Origin of the sequence: Janibacter sp. A1S7, assembly GCF_037198315.1 — a bacterium.
In the GTDB taxonomy this organism is placed as follows: domain Bacteria; phylum Actinomycetota; class Actinomycetes; order Actinomycetales; family Dermatophilaceae; genus Janibacter; species Janibacter alittae.
Genome location: NZ_CP144913.1, coordinates 868,736 through 882,943, shown reverse-complemented (window position 1 = coordinate 882,943; position 14,208 = coordinate 868,736). Strand labels below are relative to the sequence as shown.

The 14,208-nt window shown below is 69.3% G+C and carries 18 protein-coding genes; 3 read left to right on the top strand and 15 right to left on the bottom strand.

Going from position 1 to position 14,208, the window contains the following annotated elements; translation table 11 throughout:
• Positions 1-105 precede the first annotated feature (105 nt).
• The gene (locus V1351_RS04355) at positions 106-510 is read left to right on the top strand and encodes an NfeD family protein (protein ID WP_338751062.1); all 405 of its coding nucleotides are present in this window, start codon (positions 106-108) and stop codon (positions 508-510) included.
• On the top strand, positions 507-1,493 hold the full coding sequence (locus V1351_RS04350) for a slipin family protein (RefSeq protein WP_338751061.1): 987 nt from the start codon (positions 507-509) through the stop codon (positions 1,491-1,493). Before V1351_RS04355 ends, V1351_RS04350 begins: the two co-directional genes overlap by 4 nt.
• A gap of 3 nt (positions 1,494-1,496) precedes the next feature.
• Here the strand turns inward: V1351_RS04350 and V1351_RS04345 are convergent, their stop codons facing one another.
• From V1351_RS04345 to V1351_RS04335, 3 genes are all read right to left on the bottom strand, one after another.
• On the bottom strand, positions 1,497-1,820 hold the full coding sequence (locus tag V1351_RS04345) for a hypothetical protein (protein WP_338751059.1): 324 nt from the start codon (positions 1,818-1,820) through the stop codon (positions 1,497-1,499).
• A 25-nt stretch (positions 1,821-1,845) separates the two neighbouring features.
• A complete protein-coding gene (locus V1351_RS04340; protein ID WP_422389005.1) occupies positions 1,846-3,933 on the bottom strand; it encodes a protein meaA in 2,088 nt (695 codons plus the stop codon).
• Positions 3,934-4,085: 152 nt separating this feature from the next.
• Entirely contained in the window at positions 4,086-4,439 is a 354-nt protein-coding gene (locus tag V1351_RS04335) for an STAS domain-containing protein (RefSeq protein ID WP_338751057.1), read from the bottom strand.
• Positions 4,440-4,603: 164 nt separating this feature from the next.
• Here V1351_RS04335 and V1351_RS04330 point away from each other — a divergent pair, with 164 nt between their 5' ends.
• Entirely contained in the window at positions 4,604-5,245 is a 642-nt protein-coding gene (locus V1351_RS04330) for a cob(I)yrinic acid a,c-diamide adenosyltransferase (RefSeq protein WP_338751055.1), read from the top strand.
• On the opposite strand, the gene V1351_RS04325 is transcribed toward V1351_RS04330, so the two are convergent.
• The 12 genes from V1351_RS04325 to V1351_RS04270 form a co-directional block, all read right to left on the bottom strand.
• The gene (locus V1351_RS04325; RefSeq protein WP_338751053.1) at positions 5,242-5,673 is read right to left on the bottom strand and encodes a DUF2550 family protein; all 432 of its coding nucleotides are present in this window, start codon (positions 5,671-5,673) and stop codon (positions 5,242-5,244) included. The two genes, V1351_RS04330 and V1351_RS04325, sit on opposite strands and share 4 nt — an antisense overlap.
• 8 nt (positions 5,674-5,681) lie before the next feature.
• Complete coding sequence (locus tag V1351_RS04320) at positions 5,682-5,948, bottom strand: F0F1 ATP synthase subunit epsilon (protein WP_338751051.1); 267 nt, start codon at positions 5,946-5,948, stop codon at positions 5,682-5,684.
• Positions 5,949-6,019: 71 nt separating this feature from the next.
• A complete protein-coding gene (locus V1351_RS04315) occupies positions 6,020-6,487 on the bottom strand; it encodes a DUF2752 domain-containing protein (protein ID WP_338751049.1) in 468 nt (155 codons plus the stop codon).
• Positions 6,488-6,612: 125 nt separating this feature from the next.
• On the bottom strand, positions 6,613-8,067 hold the full coding sequence (atpD, locus tag V1351_RS04310; RefSeq protein ID WP_338751047.1) for a F0F1 ATP synthase subunit beta: 1,455 nt from the start codon (positions 8,065-8,067) through the stop codon (positions 6,613-6,615).
• A gap of 19 nt (positions 8,068-8,086) precedes the next feature.
• The gene (locus V1351_RS04305; protein ID WP_338751045.1) at positions 8,087-8,986 is read right to left on the bottom strand and encodes a F0F1 ATP synthase subunit gamma; all 900 of its coding nucleotides are present in this window, start codon (positions 8,984-8,986) and stop codon (positions 8,087-8,089) included.
• A gap of 105 nt (positions 8,987-9,091) precedes the next feature.
• On the bottom strand, positions 9,092-10,729 hold the full coding sequence (gene atpA, locus V1351_RS04300; protein ID WP_338751043.1) for a F0F1 ATP synthase subunit alpha: 1,638 nt from the start codon (positions 10,727-10,729) through the stop codon (positions 9,092-9,094).
• 73 nt (positions 10,730-10,802) lie between these two features.
• Positions 10,803-11,612: a F0F1 ATP synthase subunit delta gene (locus V1351_RS04295; protein ID WP_338751041.1), complete on the bottom strand. Its 810-nt coding sequence runs from the start codon at positions 11,610-11,612 to the stop codon at positions 10,803-10,805.
• Positions 11,612-12,202 (bottom strand): F0F1 ATP synthase subunit B, encoded by a 591-nt coding sequence (locus V1351_RS04290; protein ID WP_338751039.1) that lies wholly within the window; start codon positions 12,200-12,202, stop codon positions 11,612-11,614. The genes V1351_RS04295 and V1351_RS04290 overlap by 1 nt, the downstream gene beginning before the upstream one ends.
• Positions 12,203-12,255: 53 nt before the next feature.
• Entirely contained in the window at positions 12,256-12,468 is a 213-nt protein-coding gene (locus V1351_RS04285; RefSeq protein ID WP_338751037.1) for an ATP synthase F0 subunit C, read from the bottom strand.
• Between the two features lie 114 nt (positions 12,469-12,582).
• Positions 12,583-13,419, bottom strand: a complete 837-nt coding sequence (gene atpB, locus V1351_RS04280) for a F0F1 ATP synthase subunit A (protein WP_338751035.1) — start codon at positions 13,417-13,419, stop codon at positions 12,583-12,585.
• Positions 13,416-13,781, bottom strand: coding sequence for an AtpZ/AtpI family protein (locus tag V1351_RS04275; RefSeq protein ID WP_338751033.1), 366 nt, complete (start codon positions 13,779-13,781; stop codon positions 13,416-13,418). Before V1351_RS04275 ends, atpB begins: the two co-directional genes overlap by 4 nt.
• A complete protein-coding gene (locus tag V1351_RS04270; protein WP_338751031.1) occupies positions 13,778-14,197 on the bottom strand; it encodes a hypothetical protein in 420 nt (139 codons plus the stop codon). The genes V1351_RS04275 and V1351_RS04270 overlap by 4 nt, the downstream gene beginning before the upstream one ends.
• Between the last annotated feature and the right edge of the window lie 11 nt (positions 14,198-14,208).

Here is a 14,208-nt window from a genome sequence, read left to right as displayed (position 1 = left end):
CCGCTGCCCACAGGCTCGTCCCCGAGTGGCCCTGCACCTCTACGCCCGGTTCGTCCACGCCCTCGCACTAGGCTGGTCGAAAGCAGCCGAGGGGAAGGATGAGGCATGGCGACCGCACAGCCGCTCCATCCCCCTTCGCTCGAACCGGACGCCGGTGACGTGCTCTCCTGGCTGGCCGACGTGCTCGGGATCGGCTGGGGCCTGCTCTGGGGCCTGGTCGTACCGTTGCTCGTCGTGGTCGCCGTCGGCCTCGTCCTGACCGCGCTGCTGTGGCGGCGCTACGGACGCTCCCCCTCGATCAGCACCGGCGCCGACCTCTTCCCGGGCCAGATCGTCGACCTGCGCTCGGCAGAGGGCACCCACGGGCAGGTCTTCGTCGAGGGCAGCTGGTGGTCGGTGCGCAGCGAGGTCCCCCTCCGTGCCGGTCAGGACGTGCGGATCACCGCCGTGGAGCGGCTGGAGCTGCTCGTCGAACCCCTCGAGTCGTCGCAAGGCAAGGAGGAGTCATGATCAACACCACTCTGATCGGTCTGGTGCTCGCGGCCCTGGTCGTGATCTTCATCGTCACCCGGGCGGTGCGGATCATCCCCGAGTACGAGCGGGCGGTGCTCTTCCGGCTCGGTCGCATCCAGGACGCGAAGGGGCCGGGGATCATCATCGTCGCGCCCATCGTGGACAAGGTGCGCCGGATCGACCTGCGCACGCACACCTACGACATCCCCCCGCAGGACCTGATCACGAGGGACAACGTCACCGTCCAGGTCAACGCGGTCACCTACTACAACGTCGTCGACCCGGTCCGCTCCGTGCTGTCCATCGAGAACTACCAGGTCGGCACCCAGCAGGTGGCCCAGACGACCCTGCGCAGCATCATCGGCCAGACGAGCCTGGACGACCTGCTGACCAAGCGCGAGGAGATCAACGCCCGGCTCCAGCAGATCATCGACGAGGTGACCAACCCCTGGGGCATCAAGGTCACGATCGTCGAGGTCAAGGACGTGTTGCTCCCCGAGAGCATGCGCCGTGCCATGGCCCGTCAGGCGGAGTCCGAGCGCGACCGTCGGGCGAAGGTCATCCACGCCATCGGTGAGCAGGAGGCCGCCGAGAACCTCGCCAAGGCCGCGGAGGTCATGGAGGCTCACCCGGCGGCGATGCACCTGCGCACCCTGTCCTCGATGCTCGAGCTGGGCGCGGAGCAGAACTCCACGGTCGTCTTCCCGCTGCCGATGGAGCTGCTGCGCCTCTTCGATGCCGCGGGCGTGGCGCTGGGGGCCCAACCCAGTACGCCGAAGGGGGCCGCCCCAGCAGGCTCCGCCCCACCGGCTGCAGGTGGGCCCGCTGCCGGCGGTTCGGCCGCGGATGCCGCGGCAGCCGGTGCCGGGACGCACGCTGGGGCCACGCATCACGGAGCGTGGTCGGACGACGGGCACGAGGTACATCCCGAGGGCGACCATCCCGGATCCGTCAGCCACGAGCGCGACGACTGGGAGTGAGCGCTAGAACGCCTCGCCGAGCTCGATCCGGGTGATCGGCACGGCCGGGTCGCCGGTCCCACGGGCGAGCACGAGCACGGTCTCGCCCCGGTGCAGGTCGGCGATCTCCCCGAGCAGGGCCGAGGAGAGCTCGCCTCCCTCGAGGCCGGGCTCCTGCTCCAGCGGCACGTCCAGCCCGGCGGCCACCGCCGCCCCCCGGGCATCGCCCGGCGCCGTCACCACGGTCAGCACCCGCTCCCCGGCGAGCCGCTCGACGAGGGCGGGCACGCCCCCTTCGCCCTCCGGGGTGGCGGTGAGCAGGAGCGTCGCAGGGCAGTGCATGGTCACCCCGCCACTGTAGGGCCGGCCGGGATCAGGCGGTGGCGGGCTCCTGCGCCGGCAGTCCCCGCTGCTCGCGGATGATGTCGACGAAGCGGCCCATGATCTCGTTCAGGCCGAAGTCCTTGGGGGTGAACACCGCGGCCACGCCCATCTCCCGCAGCCGGTTGGCGTCGGACTCGGGGATGATGCCGCCGACGATGACGGGGATGTCACCGGCGCCCTGGGCCCGCAGCCCCTCGAGGACGTCCGGGACGAGCTCCATGTGCGAGCCGGAGAGGATCGAGACACCGACGAGGTGCACGTCCTCGGCGACCGCGGCGGAGACGACCTGCTCGGGCGTGAGCCGGATGCCCTGGTAGATGACCTCGAAGCCGGCGTCGCGCGCGCGCACCGCGATCTGCTCGGCGCCGTTGGAGTGACCGTCCAGACCGGGCTTGCCGACGAGAACGCGCAGCTTCTCGCCGAGCTCCTCCTCGGTCCTGGCGACCCGGTCGCGCACGGCCTGCAGCTCCTGCGAGCCACCGTCGGCCACGCCGACCGAGCCGGAGACGCCGGTCGGCGCGCGGAACTCACCGAAGACCTCGCGCAACGCCTGGGCCCACTCCCCGACCGTGACGCCCGCACGGGCGCACTCGAGGGAGGCCTCCATGAGGTTCTCCTGCGTCCGGGCGACCTCGCGCAGGCGCTCCAGGGAGGCGGCGGCACGCGGACCGCGCTCGGGGTCGGCGTCCCGCTCGGAGCGCCAGCTGCGGATGGCCGCGATGGCGGCCTCCTCGACGCCCTCGTCGACCGTCTGGATCGCGGTGTCGAGGTCGGCCGTCAACGGGTTGGGCTCAGTCGTCTCGAACTTGTTGACGCCGACGACGATGTCCTCACCGGCCTCGATGCGCTGGCGACGCTTGGCGTGGCTGGCGACGAGGGCGGACTTCATGTAGCCGGACTCGACCGCCGGGACGGCACCACCCATGTCCTGGATGCGATCGATCTCGGCCTTGGCACCCTCGACGATCTCGGCGACCTTCTGCTCCACGACGGGCGACCCGGTGAAGAGGTCGTCGTACTCGAGCAGGTCGGACTCGAAGGCCAGGACCTGCTGCAGGCGCAGCGCCCACTGCTGGTCCCACGGTCGCGGCAGGCCCAGCGCCTCGTTCCATGCCGGCAGCTGCACCGCGCGGGCCCGGGCGTCCTTGCTCAACGTCACCGCGAGCATCTCCAGCACGATGCGCTGGACGTTGTTCTCCGGCTGCGCCTCGGTCAGCCCCAGGCTGTTGACCTGGACGCCGTAGCGGAAGCGGCGCTGCTTGGCCTCGGTGACGCCGTAGCGCTCCCGGGTGATCTCGTCCCACAGCTCGACGAAGGCGCGCATCTTGCACATCTCCTCGACGAAGCGCACGCCGGCGTTGACGAAGAAGGAGATGCGGGCGACGACCCTGCCGAACTCCTCCTGCGGCACCCGGCCGGAGTCGCGGACGGCGTCCAGGACGGCGATCGCCGTGGACATCGCGTAGGCGACCTCCTGCACGGGTGTCGCGCCGGCCTCCTGCAGGTGGTAGCTGCAGATGTTGATCGGGTTCCACTTGGGGATCTCGCCGACGGTGTAGGTGACCATGTCGGTGATCAGCCGCATCGAGGGTCCGGGTGGGAAGACGTGCGTCCCGCGGCTCAGGTACTCCTTGATGATGTCGTTCTGGGTGGTGCCGCCGAGCGCGGCGACGACCTCGGCCGGGTCCTGGCCGGCGGCCTCCGCCTGCTCCTCCGCAGCGACCTGGTACATCGCCAGCAGGTACATCGCCACGGCGTTGATCGTCATCGAGGTGTTCATCTCGCCGAGCGGGATCTGGTCGAAGAGATCGCGCATGTCACCGATGTGGCTGATCGGCACGCCGACCTTGCCCACCTCGCCCCGGCTGAGCACGTGGTCGGGGTCGTAGCCGGTCTGGGTCGGTAGGTCGAAGGCGACCGAGAGACCGGTCTGGCCCTTGGCCAGGTTGCGGCGGTACAGCTCGTTGGACGCTGCGGCGCTGGAGTGCCCGGCGTAGGTGCGCATCACCCAGGGGCGGTCACGCTCAGGGCGCGTCGCCTCGGCTGCGGGGGTGGGGGAATCAGTGCTCTCGGCCATGGTGGCAAGGTACCCTCGCGCGGCCCGCCGTCACAGGGTCGTCCGCGGTGAAGGTCGCCACAATCAGCGCCGTGGCTGCTCGCGGGAGGACGCCGGCTCGCCCGGGCACCGAATGCGCCGTGACCGCCACCCGGCGAGATGGCGGGGCTCGGTCAGCCGACGGCGTAGTCCCGGCGGGGCCGACCCAGCTGCTCCGCGTCGTGCAGGAGCCGGACCAACCCGGCCCGCCGCAGCAGTCGGGTGGTGCGCTCGTCGGCACCGGTGAAGCGCAGTCGTCGACCCGCCCGCGCGGCCCGTGCGTGTGCCCCGAGGAGGGTGGCGAAACCCACCTGGTCGATGACCGTCGACTCCGAGATGTCGACGAGGACCAAGCCACTGCCCGCGCGCAGCACGGCGACGAACTCCTGGCGGAGGTCTGCGCTGTGTCCGATGTCGAAGGGCACGCCCACCCGGACACGGGTGGTCCCCTCGCCACCCACTGGCGTCAGCGCGGTCATTGCGCTCATGACGGTCACCTGCTTTCCCCTGCTGAAACCGTTGTCACCCAGTGTGACGTGCGCGACCCCGCCCTGGTTGCTCCCCGTCGTCACGATGCGATTACACAACTCTCCACGGATGGTCAGGTCGCAGCCCCCGCACGGCCGGCGAGCACACCTGCGACGATGACGGCATGGTCAACCTGACGAAGATCTACACCCGCACCGGCGACGAGGGCACCACGGCGCTCGGCGACTTCAGCCGCACGAGCAAGACCGACACCCGCTTGCAGGCCTACGCCGACTCGAACGAGGCCAATGCGGTCATCGGGGTGGCCATCGCGACCGGCGAGCTGCCCGAGGAGGTCGTCGCGACCCTCACCCGCGTGCAGAACGACCTCTTCGACCTGGGTGCCGACCTGTCGACCCCACTGCTGGAGGAGCCGAAGTACCCACCGCTGCGCGTGAAGCAGATGTGGGTCGACGAGCTGGAGGCCGACTGCGACCACTACCTCGCGCAGGTCGAGCCGTTGCGCTCCTTCATCCTTCCCGGCGGCACCGCCGCGTCGGCACACCTGCACCACGCGACGACGGTGGTCCGCAGGGCCGAGCGCTCCGCATGGGCGGCGCGCGAGGAGTACGGCACGCACACGGCCGGTGAGCGTGGCGTCGGCGGCGTGAGCCCGCTGACGACGACCTACCTCAATCGCCTGTCGGACCTGCTCTTCATCCTCGCCCGCATCGCCAACCTCTCGATCGGCGGGGACGTGCTGTGGCAGCCCGGCGGCGGCCGTGAGGAGGCCCCCGAGCGTCGGGGCAGGGCGAAGGGGGACTAGGTGACGTTGACGTTGTGTCCGGGCGGGGCGGACTCGAGCCAGGAACGCACGGCCGGATAGATCTTCGGCTCGATGGCCAAGTCGGCCAGGTGGCCGCCCTCGCGGGTCAGGGTCACCGCGAGCGCGGTGTCCAGTCCCGGGAGGGAGACCGACCCCGGCGCGGGGGTGGAGATCTCCAGTCCTTCACGCCCCCACGACTTCGAGGGGGACGTCGTCAGCCCGCCCACGCTGAACCAGTCGAGATGCTGCGCTCCCATACGCAGCAACCCGAGCCGCCAACGAGGCGACCCGGGCAGCCGGAGGGCGCAGGGGCACACGGGTCCGTGCGCGGCCAGCGCACGTCGGCGCAGCCACAGCACCACCAGCCACACCGCCAGGAGCAGGCACCCTGCAAGGAGGAGTATCTCCACGACCTGCAGGGCTGACATCAGCTGGGTCAGGCCTTGGCCGGGACCTGGACGGTCTCCGCGACGATCGTCACGGTGTCGTGGTCGACGGAGAAGAAACCGCCGTCGATGGACGCGGTCTGCTCCCCCTCGGAGGACGAGATCACGACGTCACCCTCGATGAGGACACCGAGCATCGGGGTGTGGCCGGGCATGACACCGATCTCGCCCTCGGTGGTGCGGGCTCGGACCAGACTGGCCTCTCCGGACCAGACCTTGCGGTCCGCGGCGACGAGTTCAACGTTCAGGGAGCTCACTGGGGGTCCTTCGAGATCGGGGTGAGTACACGTCCATGGTAGCCCGGGTGGGGCGGTGGGCCGGTCACCGGTCAGGAGACCACGAGGGCGAAGTAGTCCTGGCCCGCTCCGATGCTGACCATCCGGACGGCGGAGTAGGCCAACCAGACGGTGATCAGCCCGAGCAGGACCTTGGGGTCGACGAGCGAGAGGATGCGTTCCGGCGGGCGGCGTCGCACGAGCGCGACACCGACGTAGCCGACGATCCCCGCCGCGACGGCCATGCCGATCGGGCCGAAGAGGTTGTACTCGAAGGCCGTGAGCACATCACCGTGCGCGAGGTGCACCCAGGCCCGGGTCATGCCGCAGCCCGGGCAGGGCAGTCCGGTGAAGATCCGCAGCAAGCACGTCGGTTGCCCGGAGTCGACGGAGGCGAGGGGCCACAGTCGGGCGATGACCAGACCGACCAGGCTGACGGCCGCGATGACGAGCACGACGGCCCGCTCACCGCGGGCTCCTCGCGCGAGCTGGACCGGCTCCTGACCGGTGGTGGCGGTCATCGCGGCGCTCGCACGCGCTCGACCCCGGCTGTCCTCATGTCGGCCAGTGTAGGTCTCCCCGGTGACGAACGCGGCCGCCCCCCTTCGTCAGGCGAAGGGGGGCGGCCGCGGTGGTGCGTGGCGGATCAGGAGTTCTTCTGGATCTCCGCCCACTGGCGCTCGACGTCGTCGAGGCCACCGCACATGAAGAAGGCCTGCTCACCGACGTGGTCGTACTCGCCGTCGCTGATCTTCGAGAAGGCCTCGATGGTGTCCGCGAGCGGAACCGTCGAGCCCTCGAGACCGGTGAACTGCTTGGCGACGTAGGTGTTCTGCGAGAGGAACCGCTCGATGCGACGGGCGCGACCGACGAGGACCTTGTCCTCCTCGGAGAGCTCGTCGATGCCGAGGATCGCGATGATGTCCTGCAGCTCCTTGTTCCGCTGCAGGATCGACTTCACGCGGACCGCGGTGCTGTAGTGGTCCTCGCTGATGTACCGGCGGTCGAGGATCCGGCTGGTGGAGGTCAGCGGGTCCACGGCCGGGTAGATGCCCTGCGAGGCGATCTCACGGGACAGCTCGGTCGTCGCGTCGAGGTGGGCGAAGGTCGTCGCCGGGGCCGGGTCCGTGTAGTCATCGGCCGGCACGTAGATCGCCTGCATCGAGGTGATGGAGTGACCACGGGTGGAGGTGATCCGCTCCTGCAGCGTCCCCATCTCGTCGGCGAGCGTCGGCTGGTAACCCACGGCGGAGGGCATGCGGCCCAGCAGGGTCGAGACCTCCTGCCCCGCCTGGGTGAAGCGGAAGATGTTGTCGATGAAGAGCAGCACGTCCTGCTTCTGCACGTCGCGGAAGTACTCCGCCATCGTCAGGGCCGACAGGGCGACGCGCAGACGCGTGCCCGGCGGCTCGTCCATCTGGCCGAAGACCAGCGCGGTCTGACCGAGGACACCGGCCTCCTCCATCTCGACCATGAGGTCGTTGCCCTCACGGGTGCGCTCGCCGACCCCGGCGAAGACGGAGACACCACCGTGGTCGCGGGCGACGCGGGCGATCATCTCCTGGATGAGGACGGTCTTGCCGACACCGGCTCCACCGAAGAGACCGATCTTGCCGCCCTGGACGTAGGGCGTGAGCAGGTCGATGACCTTGATGCCGGTCTCGAACATGGTGGTCTTCGACTCGAGCTGGTCGAAGGCCGGTGCCGGGCGGTGGATGCCCCACCGCTCCTTGACGTCGAGGGTCTCCCCCTCCTTGAGGTTGAGGCAGGCGCCGGTGGTGTTGAAGACCTTGCCGAGGGTGACGTCACCGACGGGCACGGTGATCGGGCCGCCGGAGTCCTGCACCTGGGAGCCGCGGACGAGACCGTCGGTCGGCTGCAGCGAGATCGCACGGACCATGTTGTCGCCGATGTGGTGGGCGACCTCGAGGTTGATCGTGTGCGCTTCGCCGTCGGTGATGACCTCGGTGGTCAGCAGGTTGAACTGCTCGGGCATGGTGTCGACGCTGAACTCGACGTCGACGACCGGGCCGATGACGCGGGAGATGCGCCCGACCCCACCAGCGGTAGTGGTGTTCTCTTCGGTGACGGTGGCAGTCATGGGGTTTCTCTCTACCTTCTCACTTGGACTCGGCCAGGGCGGTGGCGCCGCCGACGATCTCGGAGATCTCCTGGGTGATCTCGGCCTGACGGGCCTGGTTGGCCAGCCTGGTGTACTTCTTGATGAGCTCCTCGGCGTTGTCGGTCGCCGACTTCATGGCGCGCTGACGCGCCGCGAGCTCGGAGGCGGCCGCGTGCAGGAGGGCGTTGAAGATGCGCGCGTTGACGTACCGCGGCAGCAACGTGTCGAGCAGCTCCTCGGCGTTGGGCTCGAAGTCGTAGAGCGGATAGATCTCATCGCCCTCCGGCTCCTCGACGCCCTCGACGACCTCCAGCGGCAGCAGGCGGATCGCTTCCGGCTCCTGACCGACCATCGACACGAAGCGGGTGGAGACGATGTGGACCTCGTCCACGCCCCCGTCGTCGGTGTCGGCGTTGAAGTCCGCCACGAGCCGCTCGCCGATCTCGCGGGCGTTCTCGAACTGCGGCTTCTCGGTGAACCCGGTCCACTCGGCCGCGTACTCACGCCTGCGGAAGGAGTAGAACGAGACCGCGCGCCGACCGACGAGGTAGGGCACGACCTCCTTGCCCTCCTCACGCAGCCGCGCGGCCACCCGCTCGCTCTCCTTGAGGACGTGGGCGTTGTACCCGCCGGCCAGGCCCCGGTCGGCCCCGACCACGACGAGCGCAGCACGCGTGACGTCCTCGCGCTCCGTGGTCAGCGGGTGGTCCTCATCGGAGTAGGTGGCCACGGCCGACGCCGCCCGGGTCAGGGCGCGCGCATACGGCGTGGACTCACGCACGGCCTGCTGTGCCTTGACGACCCGCGCCGCTGCCATGAGCTCCATGGCGCGCGTGATCTTCTTGGTCGCACTGACGGACCGGATGCGCTGCCGGTACTCCCGGATCTGCGCTCCCATGCGTTTCCGCCTCTCTGGTGGTTCGTGGTCGAGAAGTCGGCCGTCGGCCGACCCGGGATGCGTGGTGCCCCGGCCGGGCACCCGTGGGCACCCGACCGAAGGACATCAGCGCTTCTGCTTGACGATCTGCTCCTGCGAGGAGTCCAGCGCGTCGTCGCCGTCCTCCTCGGCGCTGCCGACCGGCACCTCGTCCGCGTCGGACGCGACGAAGGTCGGACGGAAGGCGTCGAAGGCGGTGGCCAGCGCCTGCTGGGTGGAGTCCTCCCAGTCACCGCGCTCACGCAGCGCATCGAGCAGACCCTGCTCGTTGCGGTGCATGTGGTCGATCCACTCGGACTCGAAGCGCGAGATGTCGGTGACCGCGACGTCGTCGAGACGACCGGTCGTACCGGCCCAGACCGAGACGACCTGGTCCTCGACCGGGAAGGGGTCGGCCTGCCGCTGCTTGAGCAGCTCGACGAGGCGGGCTCCTCGGGCCAGCTGCTGCTTGCTGGCCGGGTCCAGGTCGGACGCGAACATCGCGAAGGCCTCGAGGGAGCGGTACTGGGCCAGGTCGAGCTTGAGTCGACCGGCGACCTTCTTCATCGGCTTGATCTGCGCGTCACCGCCGACTCGCGAGACCGAGACACCCACGTCGATCGCGGGACGGACGTCCGAGTTGAACAGGTCGGCCTGCAGGTAGATCTGACCGTCGGTGATCGAGATGACGTTGGTCGGGATGTACGCCGAGACGTCACCCGCCTTCGTCTCGATGATCGGCAGACCGGTCATCGAGCCGGCACCCATGTCGTCGGAGAGCTTCGCGCAGCGCTCCAGCAGACGCGAGTGCAGGTAGAAGACGTCACCCGGGTAGGCCTCGCGGCCCGGCGGGCGGCGCAGCAGCAGCGACATCGAGCGGTAGGCCTCGGCCTGCTTGCTCAGGTCGTCGAAGACGATGAGGACGTGCTTGCCCTGGTACATCCAGTGCTGACCGATGGCGGAGCCGGTGAACGGGGCCAGGTACTTGAAGCCGGCGGCATCCGACGCGGGAGCCGCGACGATGGTCGTGTACTCCATCGCACCGGCCTCCTCGAGGGAGCCCTTGACCGAGGCGATCGTCGAGCCCTTCTGACCGATGGCGACGTAGATGCAGCGCACCTGCTTGTCCGGGTCGCCGGTCTCCCAGGCCTGCTTCTGGTTGATGATCGTGTCGACCGCGACCGTGGTCTTGCCGGTCTGGCGGTCACCGATGATCAGCTGACGCTGACCGCGGCCGACCGGGATCATGGCGTCGATGGCCTTGATGCCCGACTGCAGCGGCTCGTGGACCGACTTGCGCTCGACGACACTCGGAGCCTGCAGCTCGAGCGCGCGACGCCCCTCGGAGACGATCTCGCCGAGGCCGTCGATCGGCTGGCCCAGCGGGTTGATGACGCGGCCGAGGAAGTTGTCACCGATCGGGACCGAGAGGACCTCGCCAGTGCGCTTGACCTCCTGGCCCTCCTCCAGCTTCGAGTAGTCGCCGAGCACGACGACGCCGATCTCGTGGACGTCGAGGTTGAGCGCGAGGCCGAGCGTGCCGTCCTCGAACTCGAGCAGCTCGTTCGTCATGGCCGAGGGCAGGCCCTCGATGTGGGCGATGCCGTCACCGGTGTCGGTGATGCGGCCGACCTCTTCACGGGAGGCCGCGCCCGGGTTGTAGGACTGCACGTAGCCGTCCAGGGCGTCCCGGATCTCCTCCGGACGGATCGAAAGCTCCGTCATGTTGTCTTCTCCTCGTTGCCGGCCGTGGTGGGGGCCGAGTGGGTGGTCTGCATGGTGGATGTCGGCTCGGGCCTCAACCGGCCAGGTGCCGCTGTGCCTCGTCGAGGCGGCGCAGGACGGTCCCGTCGACGACCTCGTCGCCGATCTGGACACGGAGCCCGCCGATGACGTGCTCGTCGTGGACGACCTGCAGTTGGACCGCCTTGCCGTAGATCCGCTGCAGAGCGTCCGAGAGCCGGGTGCGCTGTGCGTCGGTGAGGTCGACCGCGGTCATCACGACTGCGGTGTACTGCTGACGGCGCTCGGCCGCGACCTCGAGGTACTCCTCGATGGTCCGGGCGAAACGGCGGCCGCGCGGGGCCAGCACGGCCTGTCGCGCGAGACGCAGCGTCTCCGGTCGGGCCTTGTCCGCCAGGAGGGTGCTCACGAGCTCGGCCTTGCCGGCCGGGTCCCCCTGGCGGTTGCCGAGCGCATCGCGCAGCTCGGGGTTGCCGGCGACGACCCGCTCGAACCGGAAGAGCTCGTCCTCGACCCGGTCGATCGCCCGGTCGTCCTCGGCACCCTTGAGCGCGGCCTCGACGGCGAAGCGCTCGAGGGTGTCGGTGAGGTCCCGGCCGGACGACCACCGCTGGGCGGCCAGGGTCGCGACGGCACCGACAGTGCCTTCGGAGATCTTGCCGCCGAGCAGCCGGGTCACCAGAGCCGACTTGTCCGCGCCCTCGCGGGAGGGGTCGGCGACACCACGACGCAGGGTCGGGTTGTCGTCGAGCAGCCCGACCACGGCGAAGAGCTCGTCCGCCACGACGGCCGGCTCACCGGAGGTCAGCGCCGACTCGAAGGCCGGACGACCCTCGATGACGGCAGCGCGGGAGGAACCTCGCATCAGGCGTCACGACCCGTCGTGACGCGCTCCGGCTGGACCTTGCCCGTCTCGAGGTCGGTCAGGAAGCCGTCGATGAGGCTCTGGCGGCTCGAGGAGTCCTGCAGCTCGTGACCGACGATGCGGCCGGCCAGGTCGGTCGAGAGGCGACCCACCTCACCGCGCAGCGAGATGGACGCCTGCTGGCGCTCCGCCTCGATCTGCTTGTGCGCCGAATCGGTGATCCGGTTGGCCTCGTCCTGGGCCTGACCGCGCATCTCCGCGACGATGGCCGCGCCCTCGGCGCGTGCGTCCTCACGGATCTTGGCGGCCTCGGCACGCGCCTCGGCGAGCTGGGACTCGTAGTGGGCCTTGGCGGCCTCGGCCTCGGCCTGGGCGTTCTCCGCCAGGGCGATGCCGCCCTCGATCGCGTCGTGACGCTCGGCGTAGGCCCGCTCGAGGTTCGGGACGACCTTCTTCGCGACGACCCAGTAGAGGATCGCGAACATGATCAGCCCGAAGACGAGCTCTTCCCAGTGCGGAATCAGAGGCATGGTCTCCCCTTCCGCCATGGCGAGCCCCACGACCGACGAGGCGGTTGCGGTGATGTGCACGGGTACTCCTAGTGGCTGGTGCCGGTGTGGATTGTGTGCCTGACCGGCCAGGCTCAGTTGTTGATGAAGAAGAGCACCAGACCGAAGATGGCAAGCGCCTCGGCGAGGGCGAAGCCGAGGATGGCGATCGGCTGCAACAGGCTGCGCGACTCGGGCTGGCGGGCGACACCGTTGATGTACGCAGCGAAGATCAGGCCGACGGCGATGGCAGGGCCAATGGCCGCGAGGCCGTAACCGACGAGGGAGACGGAACCAGTGATTTCCACGATGTGTCCTCTTTCGTGTTTCTGTGATCCACCGTGAGGGCATCTCACGGGGAAGCGTGTGGTCGTGCTGACGGGCTATGAAGTTGTGGGTCGTGCGGTCCGGTGGACCGTGGCTCAGTGCTGGGGGGCAGCACCGTCGGGGATGTGCTCCTCGGCGACGGCGCCGGCGATGTAGCTGGAGGCCAGCAGCGCGAAGACGAAGGCCTGGAGGAACTGGACCAGGATCTCGAAGAGGAGCATCACGCCCGCCATCGCGAACGTGGGCAGCGAGAGCAGCCGCAGGAGGACGCCGTCGCCGTGCAGCAGGAAGAAGAAGGCGCCGGTGACGAAGAGGTAGATGACCATGTGGCCGGCGAACATGTTGCCGAAGAGTCGCAGGGCCAGCGTCAGCGGCCGCGTGATCAGGTAGGTCACGAGCTCGAGCAGGAAGATCACGGGGGCGATCCACTTGGGTAGCCCCGGGGGCACCATGTGCTTCATGTAGCCCATGAAGCCCATCTTCTCGATGCTCACCCAGTGGTAGACGACGTAGACGACGATCGTCAGCGCGATCGGGAAGGCGATCTTGCCGGTCACGGGGTTCATCGTCAGGAAGAAGGACCCGGCGAGGTTGAAGAACAGCACCATCGTGAAGAGCGTGACGATGAGCGGCACGAACCGGCGGAACTCCTTGGTGCCGATCATGTCGCGCGCGATGGCGTTGCGCGGGAAGTTGTAGAAGCCCTCGAAGAGCCACTGGCCCTTGCTCGGCAGGATCGCCGCGCGCTTGCTCAGCATGATCATGACGCCGCACAGCACCGCGGTGATGATCCCGGCCCAGGCCATCTGGTTGGTGACGGTCAGGCCACCCACCTCGAAGAGGGGTTGCCAGAAGATCTCCGGGGTGGGGGGCTGGTAGCTCTCTCCACCTCCGGCGGCCGCCAGCGTGGGCGCGAGCGCAGTCAAGGTCACTGAATCTCCTCGTTGTGTGGCGCGGCAGCGCGCATCGACCCATCAGGGTGGTCGGTCGTGGTGGCCTGGGACGTACCGTATCGGAGCCAGATGGAGTAGAGCGACAGCCCCATCCCGAGGATGATGCCGACGGCCACGAAGACGGTGACCTCCAACCAGCGGTCCAGCAACCAGCCCAGTCCGCCGAAGAGGGCAGGGCCGGTGAGCAGGTGCGCGAGTACCGTCGATCCCATGGCATCGGCCTGGACGATCGGGTTCGGGCGAGTGGGGTCGACGGCATAGCGGGAGGCGGCAGTCGACGGGTCCGCCGGCTTCTTGGTCACCAGGCGCGGCGCGTCGGGACGGCTGGCGGGGGCACTCATGCGCGACCCACCTGCGGGTAGAGCACGTGCCGCGAGCGGACGTAGCCGGTCACCTGTCCTGCCTGCAGCAGGACGGTGGCGACGACCGCGGAGAAGGCGGTCACATCACCCTCGAGCCAACTGGCGCCGTGCAGCACCAGAAGGGCGCCGACCAGGAGGATCAGCTGCCCGAGGTAGACGACACCGGCACCGGCCATCGAGACCGCGGGGTCCCCGGCGACGATCACCGTGATCGCCAGCAGGCCGACGAGGATGACGACGAAGGCGAGCAGGGACCCGGCCAGTGCGCTCAGGGCGCCGTCCGCCCCCTTCGCCATGGCCCCCACGATGGTGAGGACGATGGTCCCGGCCACGCCGGAGACGAGGACGCCACGGCGCATGCCCTGCACGGGAGTGCGGTGGGGAGGCGTCGTCATCGGCTCACTTC

Excerpts from the sequence above, each read along its gene's own strand:
- V1351_RS04270 (WP_338751031.1), bottom strand. The coding sequence starts at position 14,197 with ATGACGACGCCTCCCCACCGCACTCCCGTGCAGGGCATGCGCCGTGGC.
- V1351_RS04340 (WP_422389005.1), bottom strand. The coding sequence starts at position 3,933 with ATGGCCGAGAGCACTGATTCCCCCACCCCCGCAGCCGAGGCGACGCGC.
- V1351_RS04330 (WP_338751055.1), top strand. The coding sequence starts at position 4,604 with ATGGTCAACCTGACGAAGATCTACACCCGCACCGGCGACGAGGGCACC.
- V1351_RS04335 (WP_338751057.1), bottom strand. The coding sequence starts at position 4,439 with ATGAGCGCAATGACCGCGCTGACGCCAGTGGGTGGCGAGGGGACCACC.
- V1351_RS04295 (WP_338751041.1), bottom strand. The coding sequence starts at position 11,612 with ATGCGAGGTTCCTCCCGCGCTGCCGTCATCGAGGGTCGTCCGGCCTTC.
- V1351_RS04325 (WP_338751053.1), bottom strand. The coding sequence starts at position 5,673 with ATGTCAGCCCTGCAGGTCGTGGAGATACTCCTCCTTGCAGGGTGCCTG.
- V1351_RS04350 (WP_338751061.1), top strand. The coding sequence starts at position 507 with ATGATCAACACCACTCTGATCGGTCTGGTGCTCGCGGCCCTGGTCGTG.
- atpD (WP_338751047.1), bottom strand. The coding sequence starts at position 8,067 with ATGACTGCCACCGTCACCGAAGAGAACACCACTACCGCTGGTGGGGTC.
- V1351_RS04275 (WP_338751033.1), bottom strand. The coding sequence starts at position 13,781 with ATGAGTGCCCCCGCCAGCCGTCCCGACGCGCCGCGCCTGGTGACCAAG.
- atpA (WP_338751043.1), bottom strand. The coding sequence starts at position 10,729 with ATGACGGAGCTTTCGATCCGTCCGGAGGAGATCCGGGACGCCCTGGAC.
- V1351_RS04305 (WP_338751045.1), bottom strand. The coding sequence starts at position 8,986 with ATGGGAGCGCAGATCCGGGAGTACCGGCAGCGCATCCGGTCCGTCAGT.
- V1351_RS04355 (WP_338751062.1), top strand. The coding sequence starts at position 106 with ATGGCGACCGCACAGCCGCTCCATCCCCCTTCGCTCGAACCGGACGCC.
- V1351_RS04315 (WP_338751049.1), bottom strand. The coding sequence starts at position 6,487 with ATGACCGCCACCACCGGTCAGGAGCCGGTCCAGCTCGCGCGAGGAGCC.